This is a genomic window from Micromonospora sp. NPDC049559 (assembly GCF_040676675.1).
Lineage (GTDB): Bacteria > Actinomycetota > Actinomycetes > Mycobacteriales > Micromonosporaceae > JBFAPK01.
On record NZ_JBFAPK010000021.1, the window covers coordinates 127995 to 150176 of the forward strand.

Consider the following 22182-nt stretch of genomic DNA (forward strand, 5'->3'; position numbering starts at 1 on the left):
GGCGGGGCCCGCGACCGCCGGCGCGGTCGGCTGACCACGGCCGTGGGGCACGCGGGCGGGCTCCACTACCCACGCCCGGCCCCGGACCTCGGGAAGATCGGCAGCGACCCGAGACTCTCCCGCGCCTCGGTCACGAACGGCATGCGGGCCCCGGCCGCTCCACGGCCACGCCCGTGCGGGTACGGCCTGGTCGCGCTGGGTGTTTCTGGGCCGTCGTTCCGGCGGTCATCAGCAGCGGGCAGATACTGCAGGGCCTTGAAGAAGCGCGGCAGTTGGGACACGTCGATGTCGAACTCCCCGTCGACGTTGTTCCCGTGCTCATCGCGAACGTTACCGGCACCGCCCCTCGGGTCTCGCAGCCGCACGCGGGCCGTCGCACCTTCCCAGAAAGCCGCGATGATCGAATAAGCGTGCCAGGGTACGAGATCCGGCAGCCGGTGCACCTGGCCGTCCCAAGACGCCGTGCCGGCCACCGCGATTCCGCCAGCGGCCAGCAGCCGCCGGAGGCGATCATGAAACTCCAGCGTGGGCTGAGCGTAGACTCCACTACCCGACGGACCGTCCAGTGTCCGCTCGACATAAGAACTCAGGACGGGACGAGCGGTTGGCGGCGCGCAGGCGACCACAATTCTCCGATCCATGTGGCCCCCCGGCGGAAGCGTGTTGCGGACCCCGGCCGCATTTCTTCGAAACGCCTCGGCGTCCACCTCCGACATTCCCAGCTCCATCAGTTCCCTTCGGGACATGTCGAACGGGTGCCGTCGGGCGACAACCACCCGCCCGGTTTCCGAAGTATTGAAATCCTCAGCAGAACTGACACGTCCGAGAATCCTCTCGAAGGCTCTCTCTGGTTTCCCACCCTCATTGAGCATGCGGTAGCCACCCGAAACACTCGCGCACGCCTTCTCGAGTAGCATCGGCCACAAGACATTGGACCTGGCGTACAGGGGCGTTCCACGGTCGCCGCCCGCCCCCAGACCCGACGTGTACATCCGCTTGTCGACGCGGACGGGCACGGCGGCGAAAGCCGCGCCCCCAGCCTGCCGCCTGTGCAGTCGAACCAAGACAGTGCCGTCCGGCTGTTCGGCGAACGAGTCTCTGAGAAAGTCTGGGTCATTGCGGGCCGTACTGGCCGCGGCCGCCAGGAGAAAGCAATCATGGAGCGCCCCCTGGTGCACGTCACCGAGTTCGGGCCGACCCGCGGAGCCGAACATCGGCAGATCGGAGAAATCAGCAACCACCGGCCGCACGTCAATGTGCCGTATAGACCCCGACCCCACCCAGGCCCAGCTCCGACCGCCGTCCGGAGACACCATGAAGAGGCTTCCGTCCGGCGATTCCTCCCCCACGATCACCCCATCACCCCTGCTGAAGCGCAGGTGCCCACCCGCCGCGGTCGATCCCGCACGCGGACCGCTCACCGGAACGGTCAGGTACTCCGTGATCTCCGCCTCCCACGGCACGGGCTTCGGCAGCGGCACCTCCGCCCGTACTGCGGCTGCCGGGCCCGGACCGCCCAGGAGACTCGCATCCTGCGGGGCGCCGGAGCGCGACAACCGACCGCTCTCAGCTACCACCGTGGGCGCCGGCCCATCGACCCGCCCGGGCTCCTCCAGCCGCGAGGCTGACAACCGGGGTGCAGACCCTAGCGGGCGAGCCGGCTGGCCCGCGGTTCCGCTCGGCGTTCCCCACGACGAGCGCTCGTCCTGCCTCGCCGGCACCTGGTAATAGAACAGGTCGCCATAACGCATCGCGTCCGCCAGATCGAGCTCGAAGACGGCGTGCGTCTCGGCTACGGCAACGATTCGGTCCCCGGAGCTCCGGTACCCACGACCGAGGTCACCAGCCGGTTCACGCAGCACGATGAACAGGCGACCATCGCCTGCCGCACGCAGATCAACAACGGTGTACGCATGATCCGGCCTCAACCCCGGCACCAGACCTGGAACCTTGTGGTCCCAGCCCTCGGTGCCAAATGCCGCCAGACCGTTCTGCTTGAACACCCGGCGGAGAAGGTCGTACATGTCCAGGGCGTCGCGGCTGTACCGGCCACTGCCCAACGGTGCTTCGAGAATAGGGCGAGCGTATTCGCGAAGTGCATGCCGAGCGGCTTCCGGGGCCAGCGCCACAACGGACTCCAGGTCGGCCCACACGCCAGGCTGCTGTCTGGGGTCAACGGCCCTGGCAGCCACGAGGAAGCTCTCGGCATCGGCTCCACTCAACCCGATCCCCCGCAGCCCGGCCACGTCCAGATCGGCGGGATGCGCGCGGCCCCCCGAGCGGCGCCACCGATCACGCCGGCTACCCATGCCTATCTGCTGCTGTTGGCCCGGGACGCCGAGCAGGGTATGCCAGACGGCAGCCGCCCAACCGCCCTCGTCGAGCATCCGGTAGCCGCCCGCCACGGTGGCGAACGCCCTCTCGATGAAGCCCGGCCACGGCGGGTCCGCCGCCGCGTACTCCGCTTGACGTTGCCCCTCGCGGGAAACATAGAGTTCCCTGTTCATCCTGACCGAGAAACGCTCGACGGCGCCGCGCGCGACATCCGACACCAAGAACGGCGGTCTGCCGTCGTCCTTGAAGCGATACAGGTGGACGGTTACGGTGCCGTCGGCATTCTCACTCATCGAGTTGGTAATCAGACTCGGATCCCGGTGCACCATCGAACCCAGCGCGGCGAGCAGGAAGCAGTCGTTGAGGTCTCCTTGGCGCAGGTGCCCGATCTCCGGCCGGCCCGTAGGGCCGAACAACCTCTCGCCAGCGAAGTTGGCAACGCGCGGCCCGGGTCGGACCGCCACGGCCTTTTCTTGGACCACATACCCGACCGAACTTCCCGGAAGCGCCACCACAAGGTGTTTCGGGGTCCCCGGATCCGACTCCAATATGTACACCGTGTCGCCGCGGACGAGCTTGGTGGCACCGCGCGAGTCGTCCGGAGCCGGCGCTCCCTCGCCGACCGGCCGATACCGCCTCACCGAAACATCGGCCACTATCGACCCAGTCCTCACCGGCGGCGGAAGAGGCGCGAGTTGCTGTCCCCGCGCGGTCGGTGAGCCCAGACCAACCGCGGCGAGAACACGGGACAGGCCCTTCACACCCCGCGCGGACCCCAGCCTGCGGGGCCGGTCGACATTCCGGTGCCCACCATCGACGGGCAGCGACGCCTGCGCCGTCACCACCCGGCCCCCCGTCCCGGGGAAAAACGGCAACGGTCCGAAGCCCTCCCGCACGGTTTCGGCGAAGTCACGCCGCACCCGGCTCGTCTGGTCCCCGGAAGGCGGTGCATCGGAGTAGGAAGCGGCGGAGGCGAACCCCGTGGCACCGACGCCGGACCACCGATCGCGGGCGTCGGGCGTACCGGGACCGGTCGAACGGCCGGCGGCCGACGACGAAGTCCGAATGGCCCGGGCCGAGGTGGCGGCCGGGTCGGCGTCCGGATCCATCGACGGCGGACCGAAGATCAGTGGGCCGGCCGGCTGCCCCGATGCCGGCCCGGTGGCGGGAGAGACCGCCGGCAGCTGGTAGTTGATGGAGAATCCGTAACGCATCGCGTCCGACAGGTCGAGCACGAAAACGGGATTCTGGCCGGCACCGGCGACCACCCGCTGCCCGGACACCCCGTACCGGCGGCCGAGGTTTCCCAAGGGCTCACGCAGCACCAGGTACATCTGCCTGCGCTCACCCGTCCCCTGGGCGCGTACCGCGAGGATCGTGTACCCGTGCTTCGGGCGCAGCCCGGGAACCAGATCGGCACCGTTTGCGGCGCGTCCCCATCCGCCAACGCCCCACTCCTTGGTGGCGAACGTCGCGTAGCCGCCCTGTGCGAGGAGCTCGGTGAGCCGATGATGCAGCTGCTGGGCGACGCTGCTGTAATGACCGCTGCCCAGCGGCCCCTCCAGAATCGGGCGCGAGTAGTTCCGGATCGCCTCGCGGGCGCCCTCGGGTGCCAGGGCCACGACAGCGGCCAGATCCGCGGAGACATGCGGCCAGCGCACGGCATCCACCCGCTCGACGGCCTCGCGGAAACCCCGCGCGTCAGGCTCGCTCAGCCCGATCCCTCGCAGCCCAGCCACGTCCAGGTCGAACGGATGCGCCACGAAGCCCTCGCCGAACCACCCGGACCGCGACTGCGGGCCGATCCTCTGGTGGGTACCGAGGCGCCCCACCAGGGTCTGCCACACCGCCCGGGGATATCCCCCTGCGATCTTCGCGTAGCCGCCGGCCACCACGGCGAACGCCTTCTCGATCAGCGCCGGCCACAGCGGCGTTCCCCCGGCGTAGACCGTCTCGCGCCCGCCCTCCCGGGTGGTGTAGAGCCGCCTGTCGACCCGGATCGAGAAGCGGACGAGCGTGTCTTCCCCACGCACGGCGGACCGCTCCGCGAAGGGCGGGAGGTCGCCATCGTCGACGAGGTACATCGCGATGTCGACGGTGCCGTCGGCGTTCTCGGTGAACAGGTCGGTGATGAGCGTCGGATCGCTGTTGACCATCGCACCCAGTGCCGACATCAGATAGCAGTCGCCGAGGCTTCCCTGGGACACGTCGGCGGCCACCGGCGCCGCCGAGGGACCGTACAGCCCTTCGCCGGCGAAGTCGGTGACCGGCGGCGCACCGTCCCGCACCGCGTCCTCCGGCACCCAGTACCGCGCCGAGCCCGTGCGGCTGAGCGGCGACACCATCACGTAGCCCGGCGCGCGCTGATCCGGTCCGAGCAACCGCACCGGTTGATCGGCCGCGAACCGTACCCCACCGCCGGAGTCGCCCGGCGCTGGCGGCCTCCCGGCCATCGGCGGGAAGCGCAGGCCCTCGACCTCGGCCGTGATCCGGCCGTGTCGTGCCGCCGGAGGCGGCAGCGGGGCCGCCGGCCGCCCGGAGGCGCTGGCGGACGGGGGCACCGCCGGAACCTCGACGGACTCCGGCGCCGCCGGGTACCCCGACGCGACCGCATTGGTGTTGGGGCCGCCAGTTCCCGGGGTTGGCCCGGTGAGGTAATCGGCCAGTTCTTCCGGCATGGTCGGTTCCCCCGCTACCGGTATCTCCACTGGACCGACCGGCACGAAGAAGATCCGGGCGTCACGCGGGAGCCGCGCCGGGCGATCCGGGACCTGCCCGTCAATGAACAGCAGGCCATTCCCATCGTCATTGAAGACATTGAGGACATGTCCCACAGCCGCCGTGTCACTCTTGACGATGACAAAGCCATGCGCTCCGGGCCCCGCCCGCTCAACAGCCACCGCAATGGCCTCATAGCTCTCGACCTCGACCAACATACGAGGCCCAGCACCTGGATCAGTCCCACCCCGGGACTGCTCGGCATAGGCCAGGGCATCAGCGGTCGGCAACCCGAGAACACCCTCGCCACCAGGTCGACTCCCCTCCCCCCGGCCCACCGGCGGCACCACAAACACCTGATCCCGATCCCGCGCCGTGACGGTCAGGTGAACACCGATCGCGAGGAGCAAACAGTTGGCCAACCAACCGTTGTCACCCTCGACCACGCCGGAGCGACCCGCACCCTCATCGTTGACCCGCCTGAGCCAACCAAACTCACGCTCGAACGACGCAAAAGCCACCAGCGGCTCCGCCACACTGTCGACCCCACCCGGCCGCCACCAGGTCAGCCCGCTGACCGACGGACCACGCAACACCGAGACATCACCGAGATATCCAGGACCGCCCGAACCGGAAGGCGGATACCCACCCCCGGACCGCCCCGGACCGCGCCGACCTCCCGACGGCCCACCCGAACCCGACGGAAACTGCCCCTGCAGATACTGTTGGGACTGCTGGGGGTATTGCCCCGGCAGCGGCTGCGGATAGTAGACGTACGGCCCCGCGACAGCGCCGGTACTTGGCCCGGGCTGACCCGACGGATAATGGGGAAGCATCGACGAACCCGACGCCGGCTGAGTGGAATACGGCCCCACCCGACGCTGGCTCCGACGGTCCGAACGACTCGCACTCGGAGAACCACCACGAACATGGCCCCCGCTACCGTCACCACCAGGTCCAGGGGAGCCATCGTGACGTCCGCCATGCGGTGCGGTTGGCACCGATTCGACAACGAGCGCGCCGAATCTGCCCTCCAGCCCAGACAGCAGGCTCTGCAGCGCCGTTATGTTGCCCGGATAGCGGTCCAGGTACGTTCGTATGGTCGCTCGCAGATGGCTGACCCGACGCCGTTCTTCCCCGGGCACCGTCGATGCTGTCGCGGCAACCGCCCCGCGGGCCGCGTCAACTATCGCGCGACCCTCGGAGGTCGATGACAGCAGAATCTGGTTGGCCGCCCGCTGCTCGGCGTTGCGGACCGCCTCGGCGTACTGATCCGTCCGCTCTCGGTGATCCTCGAGCGAGGTGTGCACCGGGCCGAGATCGCGGTTTTCGACGTGAATCAGCGGATCATTGTTTGGACGATTCCGTACGCCGATAGGCGTGGTTCCGAACACAGCGCGCGAGGTAAGCTGATAATCCTCTCCGAGTAACAGCTGATCCCAGTACTCCGCTACGCTTCGCCGCTCGCCGGAGGCTTCCGCGATATTCTTGAAGCCGAGTAAGCCGTTAATACCTCCCGGGAGTGAATGGAAATACTGGGCATCCCTTCCTATTGCCCGCTCGAAATGTTCGACAAAGAGTGTCTTGATCTCCTCCGCCGCACTGGCAAAGAACTCACGGTGGGAGGCACTCAGCGCCCGGCCAATGTCGAAGGGGGATGTTCGCAGCGCCACTCCGGCCAGCGCCTTCGCAACCAACAGCGCATTCTGCTTTTGCCGCAGCCGAGATAAGGCCAGGGCCCCGGCCTGCGGGAACATTACGCTCATTACACTGAGGATCGCCGACGTTTCGCGGTCGAAGGCAGCTATCTGGTACACGGCAGCATCGTTCAGGTTAGCGTGACCGCGCCGAGAAAGGAATCGCTGGGCGACAGCACTTCCGAATGGCATGGCCGCGCCAACGAGACGCTTGCCGTCGCCGTTGCGACTGAACCGGAATGCGGCACCAAGCGCCATATAGGCAGTGCTCAGCGGCAACCCCTGCGTGTGATGCGCATGCAGTGGGTTACGATTCGGGAAGAGTTCGGCGCGATAGCCGAACGTCCAGTTCGACGCTTGGGGAGAGATCGTGAACTGATCGGCCGGCAGCAGTTGCGACAGACGCCGCCCGTTGGCCCGACTCAGGATGTCGATGACTTCGTCGACCCGCCGCCGGACCGTCTCTTCGCTCACCGCTTCCGGAATTTCGGAAGCCAACACGCGCCACGGCCTAGTCTTTATCTCCGGAACGAAGACCGGCGCCATGGTTACCGGAGCATTTGCCGGAACGTCCGTTGGATCTCCGTACCATGTTCCATCGGGGGTCCGGTACAGGTAGGTCGCGTCAACGACAACTTCGATCAGCCCGTCATTCGAGGAGAATATCGGATCACCTTGACCGATGGGCGTACCGCGGCCGTCGATCTGCGCCGAATGGACCTCGTACTCGTCTCCCGCAGCCCCGCCTCGTAGACCCGGCACGGACAGCTCGTTCCGCTTGATGGCAAGCGCGGTCCACTCGTTCAGGCTCCGCGAGGTAGTCGGCGCACCCGGCAGCTTCTCCATTTCGGCGCGCCACGACAGGATCTCGGCCCCATCCATCTCCGGATGCTCCAGGCCCCTCAAGAACTGCCGAATCTCACGGAGGTTCTCCGCGTCGACTTCCGAGAGGCCACTCCGATCGTCGACGGCGATGTCACCGGGCCGGGACGTCATGGCATGCTCGCTGGCCGAGGTCTCAGCCGCCGAGTAGGGCGCGGAGACCGGACCGGCCGGATCGACCGCCGGCTCGGACCCACTCGCTCCCGAGGTGCGGACGGGCGGGGCACCATCCGGGATACCGGCGGATCCCGGCACGGCCGGCTCCGACTCCGAGTCCGACCATCCATCGCTGTCATCGTCGAACCACACGGCGCCGCCGGGCCGCGGGATGTCGTCGAGGCTGACCACCGCGTCCACGAAGTGGATGGTCCCGTCGGCCGTCTCCTCCGCGAACATCACGGTGCCCGCCGGAATGAAGGCGGCCTCCGTGCCATCGTGGTGCAGCCGCACGTGCGGTGAGTCGAAGGCCAGCAGCCGTTGTCCGTCGGGGACCTGTTCGGGGGCGTCGGTGGTGACCCGTAGCGGGAACCCCGCACCGCCGGTCAGGCGTCCGGCGTGCGCGTCGGGCAGTACCGCGTAGGTGGTACCGGGTATCAGAACTCCGTGGCCGGCGTCGAGCAGCTCCTGGACCACCGCCCCGTACCGGGGGTCGTCGGCCAGCCGGGCGTTGGTAGCGGCCGGGTCCTCGCCGGCGATGCGACCCAGCAGCCCGACGGGCACCTCCTCGGCCGTGTCCCCGGTCAGGCGCATGGTCGTCTCGGGAGCGTTCGCGTGGCTGCGCTGATAGAAGTCGATCTGTTCGAGGTAGCTGGCCAGGATGAGATTCGCCCCCCGCCTCGGCAGCGTCCCCATCAGCCCCCACGGCCCCTCGTACGGACGCGGCAGGAGCCAGCCGCGCGCCCCCGGCGCCGTACCGCGGAACACCGACCGCGGCTGCCCGGCCGGCCGCTGGTCACGGTACCTGTCATACAGCCCGGTGCCCTGCAGGATCTCGCGTCGGATCACATCCCGGCGGTACTGCTCGGGCCGGTCCAGGAGCGCTTCCGGCCAGTGCTTGTCGTCGGCCGTGAGGTCGTCCCGCACCGTCCCGGTGATGGTCACCACGTGGTGCGCGTGATCCGAGTCGACGAACTCCACCAGGAGGTGGAACTGGTCCCCGTCCGGGAGCTGGAACCGCTCGTTGATCTCCTCCTGGATCGCGATCGTCGCCTCGCGCTGGAACCGCCCGACGGTGTCGGCGGACACGCCTTCCTCGGCGGCGAGGTGCAGCCGGAGCCGGAACACCCGTACCCACTGGGACAGCGGCGGCCCGTCGGCCGGGTCGGGCCGCTCGACGCGTACCCGGGCCACGTCGTACCTACCGTCGACCCGGTACTGGGACAGCAGCCGCCGGTCGTCGCCGACGGGATCGGTCACGTCCGCGTGTTCGAAGGCAACGGGCCGGAAGGCGTCGTCCGGCAGCGCCGCGACGACCTGTTCGACCACCGCCGTCGACAGCGGGGCCGCCACCCGCGGTCCCGGCGCTCCGCCGCGCCAGCCGCTGCTGCGGATCCCCTCGCCGTCGATCGGTCGTGGCGGAAGCGCGGGCGCGGCGACGTGGAACTCCACCGGCATCGCGAACCGGCGCCGCGGTTCGGCGTTCGGCACCCGCCGGTGGTAACGGCCGACGCCGACCGTTTCCACGACCTCGTCCACCTCGGTCGGCGCGGGCTGCCGGTGCCACACCTCGGTGAGCCGCTCGCGCACCGCCGCCTCCAGGCTCAGCCGGAACGGCGGGAGCGCCTCGTGGATCCCGCCTTCGGCGTCATCCGGATCGTCCACCGCCTGGTCGTACTGGCCGACCAGGGCGACCTCGGGACCGGGCACGCCGGCGAGATACCGCTCCACCGCGCGTGCCGCGACCTCCACCGCCAAGGCGTCCACCTCGGCGGCGGCCCGCTCGGTCAGCCCCAGGGTTCCGGGATCGCGATCGACCACGACCGTCCGGCCGTCGAGAATCCGCTCCCGCTGCCCCTGAAGCTCCCGATCGACGGACGGCTCGGGAACCGGCCCGGCATAGCGCAGCCGTACCAGGCCGTCGGGCCGTGGGTCGTTCGCACCGGCCGGCGTACGGACGATCGAATACCTCACGTCGGCCCGCGGCACCACCGGCTGGGGGTCCTGGCGCTGGCCCCATCGGGCCAGGCCGACATTGAGCTGGCGGTTCACCACCGCCGCGAGCCACTGACCGAGCCCCTCCTCGGCCGCCTCGCGAACGGCGCGGTCCGCTTCCGGCTCGCCGGCCGGCCCGGCCGGCAGCACGACCTCGACCACCACGTTGAGCCGCTGCCGACCGTCCGGCTGGAACCACCGCATCGCCTCGTCGCCCGTCGCGGCCCTGGCCGCGCGCCCGGTCCAGTCGATGAGATCGGCCGTTGTCCGCGCCACCGCGTCCGGTGGCAGGTCGCGGTTCGGCCGGTTCCGGCGCAGAAGACGAAGCCGCCGCCGCAGCTCGTCACCGAAGAACAGCGGCGTCCCGTCCGGCTCCGCCGAGAGTTCGCCGAGCCCGGAGGCGCGGAACTCGACCGGCTCGCGCCACAGCGTTCCCGTGACCGGGGTTGGATCCTCGGCCGCCGGGGGCGGCTCCGCGACCGCATCGGATTCGCCGTCCGTGAAGTAGGCGATCCCGTCCGCGCCCTCCCCCCGCAGCGACACCGACCCGGCCGGAACGAACGCCGCCTCCCACTCGTCCTGTCGCACCCGCACATGGGCCGAGTCGAACACCAACAGCCGATGGCCATCCGGCACCGACTCCGGGGGCGCCTCGCTCACCCGCACCAGGAACTCGTCACCGATCAGCAGGCGCCCCGCAGCCGCGTCGGGCAACACCGCGTACGTCCGACCACGCACCACCTCCCCGTCGAGATCGTCGATCAGGGCCTGCACCGCACGCTCGTACCGCCACTCGCTCGCCAGCCGCGCGTTCGTGGCAACGGTCTCCCGCTCGGCTATCCGCCGCAGTTCCAGCGCGGACTCGGGGACCACCCGGACCAGGTTCCCGGTCCGGCGCACCGTCGTCTCCGGGGCGTTGGAGTGGCTCCGCTGGTAGAAGTCGAAGTGTTCGAGGTATCGCGCGCGGACGAGGTGGACCACCTCGTCCCCCACCCCGCCCATGATGCCCACGGTCAGCTCGTGCCGGTGCGGCACCCGCCGGTCCCGCAGTCCCGGCTGGTCACTGCGGAATATCGTCCGGCGGACGCCCGGCTCCGTGTCCTCGTAGTCGTCGAGCGCGCCCGTCGCCACGTGCACGATCTCGTGCGTGATGGCGGCTCGGAGGTACCGCTCGTCTCTCTTGAGAAGTCTGGTCGGCCAGACGGCGACGTTGGTACGGACGTCGTCGCCGTCTCGCACGAGGACCACCTGGTGCGCGTCGGCCTCGTCGACGAACTCCACCAACACGTGGAACTGGTCTCCACCGGGGAGCTGGTACTTCTCGTTGAGAATGTGCCGTACTCCCGCGATCGCCTCCCGCTGGAACCTCTCGACTGTCTCCGGGTGCACGCCGGTGTCCGGCGTGAGATGAAGCCGGTGCCGGAAGATTCGCACCCACTGCGAGGTGATCGTCCCGCTGTCGGGGTCGACCTGTTCCACCATGACCCGGGCGACGTCGTACTTGCCCGCACCCACGTAATGCCACATCAGACGCTGATCGTCACCGCCCAGGTCCATCACGTCCCCGTGTTCGAACCGGACGGCTCCGAAGGCACTTTCCGGCAGCTCGGACGCGATCTGTTCCACCACGGTCGCCGGAACCGGGTCCTCCATCACCGGGGCGGCCTCCGGGCTCCGCCAACCCCTGCTGCGGATGCCCTCGCCGTTGATCGGCGCGGGCGGCAGGGCGGGGGCCGTGACCTGAATCTCGACCGGCATCGCGAACGCCTGCCACTGGTCGGTGCTCTCCATCGGCCGGTGGTCGCGGACGATCCGGATTGTTCCCGTGAGCTCCCCCACCACGGACGGCTCGCGGCGCGACAGGTCCCCCAGCCGTTCGCGGACGGACAGGTCAAGGGCCTGGTGGAACGGCTTGAGCGCCGCGTCGATGCCGATGTCCGCATCGACGACATCGCTACCGGCGGCCTCGTCGTACTGCCCCGTCACCAGCACCTCGGGCCCCGGCTGGCCGGCGTAGTACCGCTCCACCGCCCGCGCCGCCACGTCGGCGGCGAGCGCCCGCACCTCCGAGACGGCCCGCTCCGTCAGCTCCAGGGTCCGCGGGTCCCGGTCCACCACGATCGCCCGACCGTCGAGAATCAACTCACGCTGCCCCTGGAGCTCGCGGTCGACGGCCGGTACCGGTGCCTGCCCCAGGTACCGCAACCGCACCAGCCCGTACGACGGCGGCATGTCCGTGCCGGCCGGAAAGCGGGCGATCGAGTAGGTGACGTTCGCGCGGGGCGACGCCGTGGCGAAGCCTCCGTGCTCGCTCCACCGCACCAGGCCGCGCCGCGCGCTCCACCGCACCAGCCCGAAGTTGAGCTGACGGTTCACGCCGGCCGTCAGCCAGTCGGCGAGGTTCTCCTCGGTCGCCTCCCGGTCGGCGCGCTGGTTCGGGCTCTCGTCAGAGGCACCCTCCGGCAGTACGAGTTCCATCACGACGTCAAGCTGCTGCGCCCCGTCCGGCTGGAACCAGCGCATGGCGTCCTCGCTGGTCGCCACGGCCGCCTGGTAACGAATCCAGCCGATGATGTCGCTGGTGCCCCGGCTACCCGGCGTGCCGTCGGGCAGCACGGGTGCCGCGCCCGATCGGTCGACGAGTCCGAGGAGATCGGTGCCGTGGAACTCGACCGGCGCGCTCCACACCGTCCCCGCCAGGGGAGCGGACACCCCGATCTCGTCGGCCGGAGCGGCATCATCCCCGTCAACGAAGTACGCGACCCCGTCCGCGCCCTCCTCCCGCAGCCACGCCGACCCGGCCGGAACGAACGCCGCCTCCCACTCGCCGTGCCGGACCCGTACGTGACCCGAGTCGAAGACCAACAGCCGGTGACCATCCGGCACCGACTCCGGCGCCGCCTCGCTCACCCGCACCAGGAACTCGTCGCCGATCAGCAGACGTTCGGCGTCCGCGTCGGGCAGCACAGCGTACGTCCGACCGCGCACCACCTCCCCGTCGAGATCGTCGATCAGGTCCTGCACCGCACGCTCGTACCGCCAGTCGCTTGCCAGCCGCACGTTCGTGACCATGGAGTCGCGTTCCGCCAACCGCTGCAGCTCGGCGATGGTCTCGGGCAGCGGCCCGGCTGGTGGCGCGGGGTCCGCAACCGTTCCCTCGGCGTCGGCCGCTTGGCGGCGTCGCCGTCGATCCGGCGTGCGACCGGCGTCCGCAGCGCCCTCGGGCTGACCGGAGCCGGCAAGCGTCATCCCGCCGACCGCATCGGCAAGTCCGGCGCTGGCGGAATAGGTGGCCAATTGCTCACTCAGACGTTGGAGAACCACATCTCCGGCCGCGTCCGCACCAGCGGCAAGAAGCTGCTTCCTCCGGTCCTCGACCGCCCGCTCCAACCCCCTGACCGTCGCCTCCGAGGTATCAGCCATGAACGCCTGCGTACGCCCGCCAGACCCGGACCCGGAAGCACCAGGCCCCCGATAACCCGCCCCCGCCGGATACTGCCCCTCCTGGCCGTGCTGCGGAGGCTGCCCCTGCTGGAAGTAATGGCCCTGTGCCGGCTGCTGCGGATAGTGGCCGTACGGCCCCACGACCGCACCGGTACCGGTACTGGGCCCGGGCTGGCTCGACGGGTAATAGGGAAGAAACGCCGAAGACAGGTAACGCGGATCAGCCCCCGGCGGAGGAACCGGTGGAACCGGCCCGCCGAAGCCCGACGCGCCCGAGAACCCCATTGGCGGCGGAACCGAGGAGGACGACGAGGAAGGCGGCGACGAGGCTACGTACGGTGCTGGCCGACGCTGACGTCGGGCGTCGGAACGGCTCGCGCTGGGAGAGCCACCGCGAACATAGCCGCCGCCGTGGCTGCTGCCGCCGGTGGACGGGCCGCCACCAGGGCCGTGTCCGCCGTTATGGCCTCCCGGGGCGCCGGTCCGATCCGGTGGTAGCAGCACCGTCTGCAGCCGCGCCTCGGCCGGGGCGAGTAGCGTGGCCAAGGGATCGCGCATCGCGGGATTCGCCCGCAGGTATTCCGTGATCGCGTAGCGCAGCTCGTCGATCCGCTGCCGTCGTTGACCCCGCGCGGTGGTCGCCACATGCAACAGCGCTGTGGTGATTGCGCGTCCGCGCTGGTCGCCGCCGAGCAGGTGCGCGGTACGGGCGGTGGAATCAACCGCCTGAGCCGTTTCCCGCAGCCGCCGGGAATTACCCATCATCGTCTCGTAGCTGACGAAACCCTGTCGCCAGTCCGGCGTCCCGGCCGCCGGCCTGCCGTAGTAACGGACCTCCAAGGCAACCGTGGGCGGCAGTTCACCGTGTGCGCTGGCACGCGTGTTGAGGCTGCTACCGTCGCCGGACTCGCTGACGTCGAACGCACTCGGTCGGATCCGCGGCCCGCCCGGCGCCGGATCGAACACCTCAGCCAGCAACTGTCGAACGGTCCCGATCCGCTCCTCCTGCCGGTACTCGTTGACGAGCGTCATCGAGAACAGGTCCACCGCGGTCCCCGGCGGGAGTTGGTAACGCCGCGCGTAGGCGGCCGGGAAGTTCGGCGCCGCTTCGAAGAACCTCGTGGCGAATATCTGGTGCACCTCGGAGACGTTCGTTCGCAGCACTTCGCGGATGTCACGCCCCAGCGCCTGCCCCAGCAGATAAAGAGAGTGACGTGTGGCCACGATCATCCGGCCCTTCACGATGAAGGTACGGTTGACCTCCCAGTCGATCGCGGCCGCCGCCGTCAAACTGGCCATCGCCATGACGCCCATCACGGACGCCACGGGCCGGGACGCGACCAACATCCGCATGTCCTGGTCCGACGGGCGGCTACCCAGCACCCGCTCGACGTAGAGGGCTCCCACATCCCGGCCGATCCGCAACGCGGCGCGCAGGTAGGTCGTGGCCGGCTCGTTGGGCGTGGCGTGCTCCGCCACATGCTCGAGGAAGTCGTAAACAGCGGCCACCGGCACATCCTCGGTGACCTGCAGGTAGAACGGCGCATCCTCATGGAATCCCGGATACGTGGCCACCAGAACATCACGCATCGCCGGCTCGATGTCGTACTGGTCCGGCTCCGGGAACAGGTCGCTCAGACGCGTCGACGGCCGATCGGTGAGCCCACGCACCGACCTCGCATTCCACAGCCGCCGGACAACCTCGTTCAACCGCGCTTCGACGTCGACGAGGCGCGGCCGAGCATCCTCCCCCTCCAGCGTCCGCGCCGGCACGACCTTGATCTCGGCCACCGAGGCATGCGCCCGCTGATTCAGTTGCGGATGCTGCGGTACACCGGCAGCCGCCATCGCGTCCAGAGACGGATAGAAGAGGTTGTCCGCCCCTATCCAGAATTTCTTGTTGTCCGTCACCACCTCGATCAGGCCGTCCGTCGACCGCAGCAGCCTGGTTCTCGCCCGCATCGGCCGACCGCCCAGGACGAACGCAACATTGTGCACCTCGACCTCTTGGGCATGGGCACCGAACTCGTGGCTGGTCGGGGCGTCGATCAGACTTCTCGCCACCGACCCCGAGTCGGAGACCGCCCACGACCTAGCACCGGGAGCCTCGTCGGGCTCCACCACGCGACCTCGACCGTCGACGACGATTGCCCAGGTTTCCACCACGCCCGGCCGACCGTCCGGCCCATTCCACGGACCCGTCAGGCTCGATTCGCCGGCGGCGTACTCGACCGCGTAAACCCGATCCTCACGCTGCGGGTCGACGCCCCACACGCCGTCCGTCGTCCGATGCCACGCCCGCGCGTGACCCGTATATTCATCTCCGCGGCTCTCCAGGAACAGCACCGTCGCACCGGGACCCAGCCCTTCGAACGACCGCCACAACGCCGACCGATCACCCACCCGCGCCCAACCGGAGCCGGCGATCAAACCATCCCGTACCCCCGCGACCCCACCGCGCCCCACCGGCAGGTCGTCCACAACTCGACCAAGCACCACACCCCGCGGGTAAACGCGCCGAACAAACGAGTTCACCAACACCACGCACTCGGCCAACGACCACGGTCCCGGATCACCCCCGCCCCGCACGGCCCCCACGACGTCATCCACCACCCGACGCAGCGAGGTCTCGTCCAGGGGCCCCCCGACCACCACCTCGTCGAAGCGTGACGACAGACCCAACACCTCCCGCGCCCGCTCCCCCACCGACCGAGACGGACCGGCCGTCAGCACGTGGGCGGATGCGCCCTGGCCGGGTTGCCGGAGCGACATGGGTCCGGAGGTCACCCTCGGGGCCCGGTGGACGGACAGGTCGATCTGACGCAGGCGCTGCGGGCCCCCGGAACTGGTGTGGGGAAAGACCGTCACCGGGAGTTCGACGGTTCCCGCGAGAACCGGTGGTATCGCCCGGCGGGCGTCGACGCCGAGTGCGGTGGCCAGATCGGCATGGACGACGGGGGTCGAATCCGCCACGGAATCCAGGTCCATGATGGCGAACCGACCATCGACCCTGCGGGCGACCAACACCAGGTGACCGGCGGGATGTGCCGCATCGACAACCCGGGCGACGGTGACCGCCGCGTGCCCCAGTGCGAGGAGCCCGTGTGCCGAGGACGGCACGAACCGCCCACCGAGCCGAGCCGCCACCCGCTCCGTACCCGTCTCGGCGCGGGTGCCCCCCGGCGTCGGCGACACGCCCAACCTGGTCAGGAGCCACCGCGCCACCTCGGACCCGGACCGCGCCTCCGCCGGTGTCAGGCTCAGGAGTTCCCCGATCGCCTCCTCCGGCCAGGAGTCGTGCAGGTAGACCGGCGCGGGATCGGATGAGGACACCACCACCCGCCACCGGTTCTCGGTGCCGGGCACCCGCTCCACCCGCTCCATCTCGTCGGCGAGCGCGGCCGTGTCGATCAGTGGGCCCCAGTGCGTCCTCCTGATGAAGCGTGTCGGCACCTCGACCGCGCGGCCATCCGGCCGTACGGCGCCGTTCGCCACAGCGATGCCGGCCGGTCCCCGCACCCATGCCTCGATCTCCTGGGCGGTCGGTTCGCCGTCGGTGTTCTGCCCTGCGACGATCACCGTTGTGCCGTCCAAGATCCGCCAACCACCGCTGTCGAACATCATTCGCGCTCTGATGGCATGTGGGTCGGTGTAGCTCAGCACCTCGCCGGACGCGAGCCGGGTCATCGTCTCTTGCTCATCGGGCCACCGCACGTGGCCGATGGCGCGATCGAGCAAATCGTCCAGGCTGAAAGGCCATTGGCCTCGAGAGGCCAGCGACCAGTCGGAGCGGTTTTGCTCCACCCGCCCCAGGTGGTGGTCCAGCGTGGCCGCGTCGACCAGGTAGTACGGAGCACCACCGGCGGACGGCTCGTGCCGGCGCACGAATTTCGCCGGTACGCCGATCCGGCGGTCGCCAGGCGACGTGGCCTCCCGTGCCACGATGACACCGGCCGGGTCATCCAACCAGGCTCGGATGGTCGCCTCGGACCGGGGCGTCTCCGGTTCCCACCTGAGCCACACGAGCTCGTCGGGATTGTTCGGTTTCGGGCTGCGGAGGTACGTCCGCATGACCACGAGGGCGGCGGGATCGAAGTAGTTCCGCACCTCGCCGGATCGAAGCCTCGCGATCGCCTTCGGCAACGTCGGGAGCCTGTCCGTGCCTTCCGGGCGATCGGCGGCTGCCTCCCGCAGTTGGAGACGGCTGCGAAGGAGCTCCCACCTCGCGGCCACCTCCGTCACGTCCTCGATCACCGTCTCGTTCCCGCGCCGGATCTCGCGCCGGCCCACTACTCTCTCGGACTGCCAGGCCACCACGACGTCGGCACCGCCTCGCAACAGGGCGCCCACGAAACTGGATTCCAACGCCGCGGTGTCGGACGCGAACCAGTGGGTGAGTACCACGACCGGCGCGGCGTCGTCGGGGTCCCCCGGCAGCCGTTCCAGGTACTCGCCGGCCGTCAACTGCTCGCCGTCGAGCGGCCAGGTGAGAAGGTCGCCCGACGCGTTCTCGCCCGGGCCCAGCCGGCCGGTCTCCACCACCACCCGGCCCGACTGCCAGGCGGACCTGCTCGTCAGGATGTCGGTCGCCGACACCCAGGAAGGAAGGAAAGCCGCGACGAACCCGTACGCGTCCGCGTACTGGTTTACCCAGATTTGCCGAGGAAGGGTTTCGGCAGAGTCCTCGGCCTCGCGGTCGTGCACGACGACAAGGTGCTGCGGCGGATCGTCGAGGGTCGCCGGTAGTCGCAGCGTGGGGGCCTGCAGGTCGGCGGCCAGGTGCACCCGGACGCTCGGCTGGTCGTCCAGAACCACGGGCAACAGCACCCGGTGACCACGCAGCTGGCGGCGGACGTGTCCCAGCCGGGCCGCTTCCGTCGCCACGGTGGGCACGCGGACGTTGACATGCCGTCCCAGCGACGCATCGTCCGCCGTCCCGGACTGCTCGCTCGCCGGCACGCCCCAAGCCAGTCGAGGGTGATTCAGGATCCGGTCGACCAATGCGGGCAGTTGGTCGTCCCGCAGCTGCCCGGCAAGACCGGCCCGCACCATCCGCCTGAACCATGACTCGGCGTCGCCCCGCGTCAGTCTGCGTGCGACGCCCTGTGCCGCGCGGAGGCTGGATCTGGTGGTGCTGGAAGCGTCTTGGTCACCCGTGAACGCCTCCCATTCCACTATCCCGTACTGGCGATAACCGACGACCAGCGACAACGGTGTCGGCGCTCCCCTCTCCCGGCGGTCCCGCATCACGTTCCAGACGTGCCTACCGAGCTCGACGACCATATTGGGATCACCCTGGACCCACAACACGAGGTGCGGGCGCCCGCCACCCGCTGTGACCGCGTCCTCGGCCAGCGCGTCGAGGAAACGCTCCGCCGTGACGCCGCCCCGGCGTTCACCCGCCCATTGCAGGGTGTATGGCGAGGCCGCAACGGCCGCCACGAGAACTGACGCGTCTGGGGCGACCATCCCGGCCACGGCCGCACCCAGATTCGCCGCGCCCTGCGCCGGCGGCACGACGAACGCCCGATCGCCCACCCGCCACAGCGGGTTCGTCGACTGCTTGGCCGCCAGCCGCGGCGGGTTCCCCCGCTCGCCGGCACCACCCACGTTCCTACGCATGATCGACCCCGGGTGACCACCGGCCCCTGGGCCGTCGTGGACCCGCACCCGCGCGAAGATCTGGATCAGCGCCCGCGGCGGCACCACCGCCAGGCCGTCGACCACCGCGACCGCGTCGACATCCACCGCCCCGAGCTCGGTCAACATCCGTCGGGTCAGATTTGCCAGGACCACATCCGGCTCACCGGTGAACAACTCGTCCGGCCACGGCGGCTGACTCGAATCGAAGAGCGGCACCACGTGGAGCTGGGTGTCCACCGGCAATCTGAACCGCTCGTTCAACCCGGCCACCGCGCCCCGGATCAGCTCGCGCGCCGCAGGGGAACCCGACGCCGGTACGGGTAGCCGGAAGACCCACACCGCCGAGGGCTGCTCCCCGTCGGTCGCGGGAGCACCGCTGGAGCTGGCGGTCGCGGGAGCGAAATAGGCCACCTCGTACCGGAAAGACCCGCCCTCTCCCGGCAACGGTTCGACGGGCCAGAAGAAGAGTGGGGGGGCGTCCGCCAGGCGAGCGTCGATACCCGCCACCGGAGAGAACATTTGCCACGAGCCAGGCCAGCGAGGGTCGTCCTGGTCCCATTCATGGACCAGTAGCAGTTCCTCGGGCAACAGATAGGAGGGCTCCGTCCTGACGCTCAGGTTGGACGGTAGCTGGACGTGACCCGGCTGGACGCGGGCATGCGACCGTACCGTAACCAAACCATCCAGGGCGGACAGTGCCTCTTGGATGGCCCAATCGGCCCGTTCCTCGTCGGTCTCGTCGAGCATCACTTCCAGCTCCGGCTCGGCATATTTCGCCAGTGCCGCCCGCATCCTGTCGGCGACCCGCCACGTGTCCGCGGGTGACCGGTCGGAACCCGTCAGGGTGATCGTGCGCTGCGGCAGGCCGGCGAGGCGGCGGAAGAGCACGTCCTCGGCCAGCACCGCAACCTGTTGCCGGAAGGAATCCTGAACGAAGTGATCCGACGGCGATCCCAGACTGGACGCCGCGATGAGCACCATGTCTTGATCGGCGGGATTTCCCGCCCGCAGATCGTTTCCCGCGCGGGTACCGGGTCCGGTCGAGCCCCCAGCGGTCGCGTCCCCCTCGCCCCGGTACATGAAGACCTGCGTGACCTCGCGCGGCACGGGTCCCAGAAGCTGCCGCTGGGCCGGGTGCTGGAGGCCGAGCAGGGACCAGACGTCCGTGGCCGGCGTACGCCCCGCCCGCACGTCGCGCCGTTGGCGAGCGAACGGCGCGGCGATGACCCGCTTCGCCGCCCGGAGATCCGCCGGCACCACCCGGATCGCCTGTTCCGGTGCGGTCTGGCCCGAGGGCTTCGCACCCGGATGTACCGTCGTCACCCGTCGGCGACCCGGAATTCGCCGCTGGGTCGCGCCTCGCCGCCGAGCCGTGAACCGTTGGCGGGCCGTACCCGGGCGGTGGCCTGGGTACAGCCGCGACGCCGGCCACAGCGGCGGCGCCACGGTGGTGAGGCCGGAGACGGTGGTCGCGGGGACGCCCGCCGCCGTCTGCCGCTCGGGCGTCGCGGCGGACTCGGCCGGCGTGGTCGTCGCCGCCAGGCTGTCGGGGCCGACCGCGGGACGCATCGACGCCTCGGGCAGGTCCACTTCGCTTGGCACCAGCTCATGGTCGACGGAGACTCCTCCGAACCGGTCCACGGCGGTACGGCGGGCGCGTTCCACGTCGTCCGGCGCGAGGCGCCGGCCGGTCGCGTCCGGGAGCAGCTCGGCCAGGTTTTCGAGGCTGACCCGCGCGCCACTCGGGCTGCCGGTGGCGAGGTCGACGTTGGCCGCGATCGTCTCCGGGCTCAGCCACACCCGAACGTCCCAGTCGCGCGACGTGGCATGATCCCGCCACGCCTCAATCCGTTCCCGGGTCTCGTCACCGAGCCGGTCGGCGTCGGCGACGACCAGGTGCACCACCCGAGGCACCCGCAGCTGGTCGCCGCCGGTCGCACCGACCGGCGGCGCCGGGGGCGAGCCCGTACCGGCGCCGGCCCCGGGTACGACGACCGGCGGGGCCGCCGGGTGCGGAGAGAACGCCTCCTCGGCAACGGCCTCCGGCTGCGGATCCGGCGCGGCCGGGAACAACCTCTCCTCGACGACCTCCGGCTGCGGATCGGCCTGGGCGGACGCCAGCAACTCCTCGAGCTCCTGCGGGTCCATCCCCTGAAGCGCCGGGGACACCAGCTCGACGACCTCCGGCTCCCGCTGGTCGACGGCGGGCGAGGGCATCGTGTTCCCGCCGGTCGGGTCCGCGACCGCGCCGGGCCGGTCGTCCGCCCGCGGGCGCGCGTCGCCACCGGCCGCGGCGGTGCCCGGTGTCGCCGACGCGGAGGCGGCCGTACCGATCGCACTGGTCGTCGACGTACCGGACGCCGGCGCCGGGACGCTCGCGAGCGCCGGGCTGCTCGTGGTAGCCGGGCTGCTCGTGGTAGCCGGGACACCCGCCACGCCGGGGGCCACCGCACCGGGGGCCGTACCGGAGGCGACCGCACCGGAGGCCGCCGTCGTCGATGTGCCACCGGCCGTGGGCGGCAGACTCGCCGTGGACGGACCCGACGCCCCGGCCGGGGCCGGCGTGGCGACACCGGCCGCCGTCGGCGGCAGGCCCGTCACCGGGGTCGGCCCGCTCGCCACCGGCACCGGACCGGCACCGGCCGCCGGCGCGGCCGGGGCGTCCACCGTGCCCGTCCACGAGGAGGCGCCCGGTGACGCCGGCGTCACCACCGGCGCTGCCACCGGGGGCGGACCGGCCGCCGAAACGGTGGTGGCGGCACCCTCAACCGGCATGTCTACCGTGCCCGCCACGGGATTACCGGACAACGAACCAGTCGGCGTCCCCACGCCCGTCTCGACCGGGGTACCCACGGCGCTGATCGGCGGCGCGATCCCCTCGGTCAGCTCCGGCACCGGCCCCTGACCCAACAGGCTCTGCCCGGGAGGCGACGTCAACGCTCCCGCCGGCACCGGCACCGGCGGGGTACTGGACTGGGCACCGACTACCGGCGGCGCTCCGCCACCGGCGTTCGCCTCGGAACTTCCGGACGCCCCGGAACCCGCCGGCGCAACGCCCTCCGTGCCGGTAGCGATCCCGCCCGGCTCACCGGTGCCGGTCGGTCCACCGGCGACCGGCGTCGGCGTGCCGATCGCGCCCACCGGCGCGGGCACCGTCGGGACGGCCAGAACCGGCCCGTCGTCCTCGCCGTCGGGCCGGGCGGGAGGTTTCGGTGCGGTTCCCGCCCCCGACGGCGCACCGGTCGCGGGGGGGGGGGGGGCGGGCGCCGCGCCGCCCGGAGCGAGAGCGAGACGCCCACCACACACTGAAAAC

2 protein-coding genes are annotated in these 22182 nt (G+C 70.4%); one reads left to right on the forward strand and one right to left on the reverse strand.

The features are described from left to right. Nucleotides 1-65: 65 nt before the first annotated feature. Nucleotides 66-21086 carry a C2 family cysteine protease gene (locus AB0J86_RS22480; protein ID WP_363859537.1) on the reverse strand — a complete coding sequence of 7007 codons (21021 nt, stop codon included), beginning with the start codon at nt 21084-21086 and terminating at the stop codon, nt 66-68. A 79-nt stretch (nt 21087-21165) separates the two neighbouring features. Here AB0J86_RS22480 and AB0J86_RS22485 point away from each other — a divergent pair, with 79 nt between their 5' ends. After that, complete coding sequence (locus AB0J86_RS22485; RefSeq protein WP_363859538.1) at nt 21166-21774, forward strand: hypothetical protein; 609 nt, start codon at nt 21166-21168, stop codon at nt 21772-21774. Nucleotides 21775-22182 lie beyond the last annotated feature (408 nt).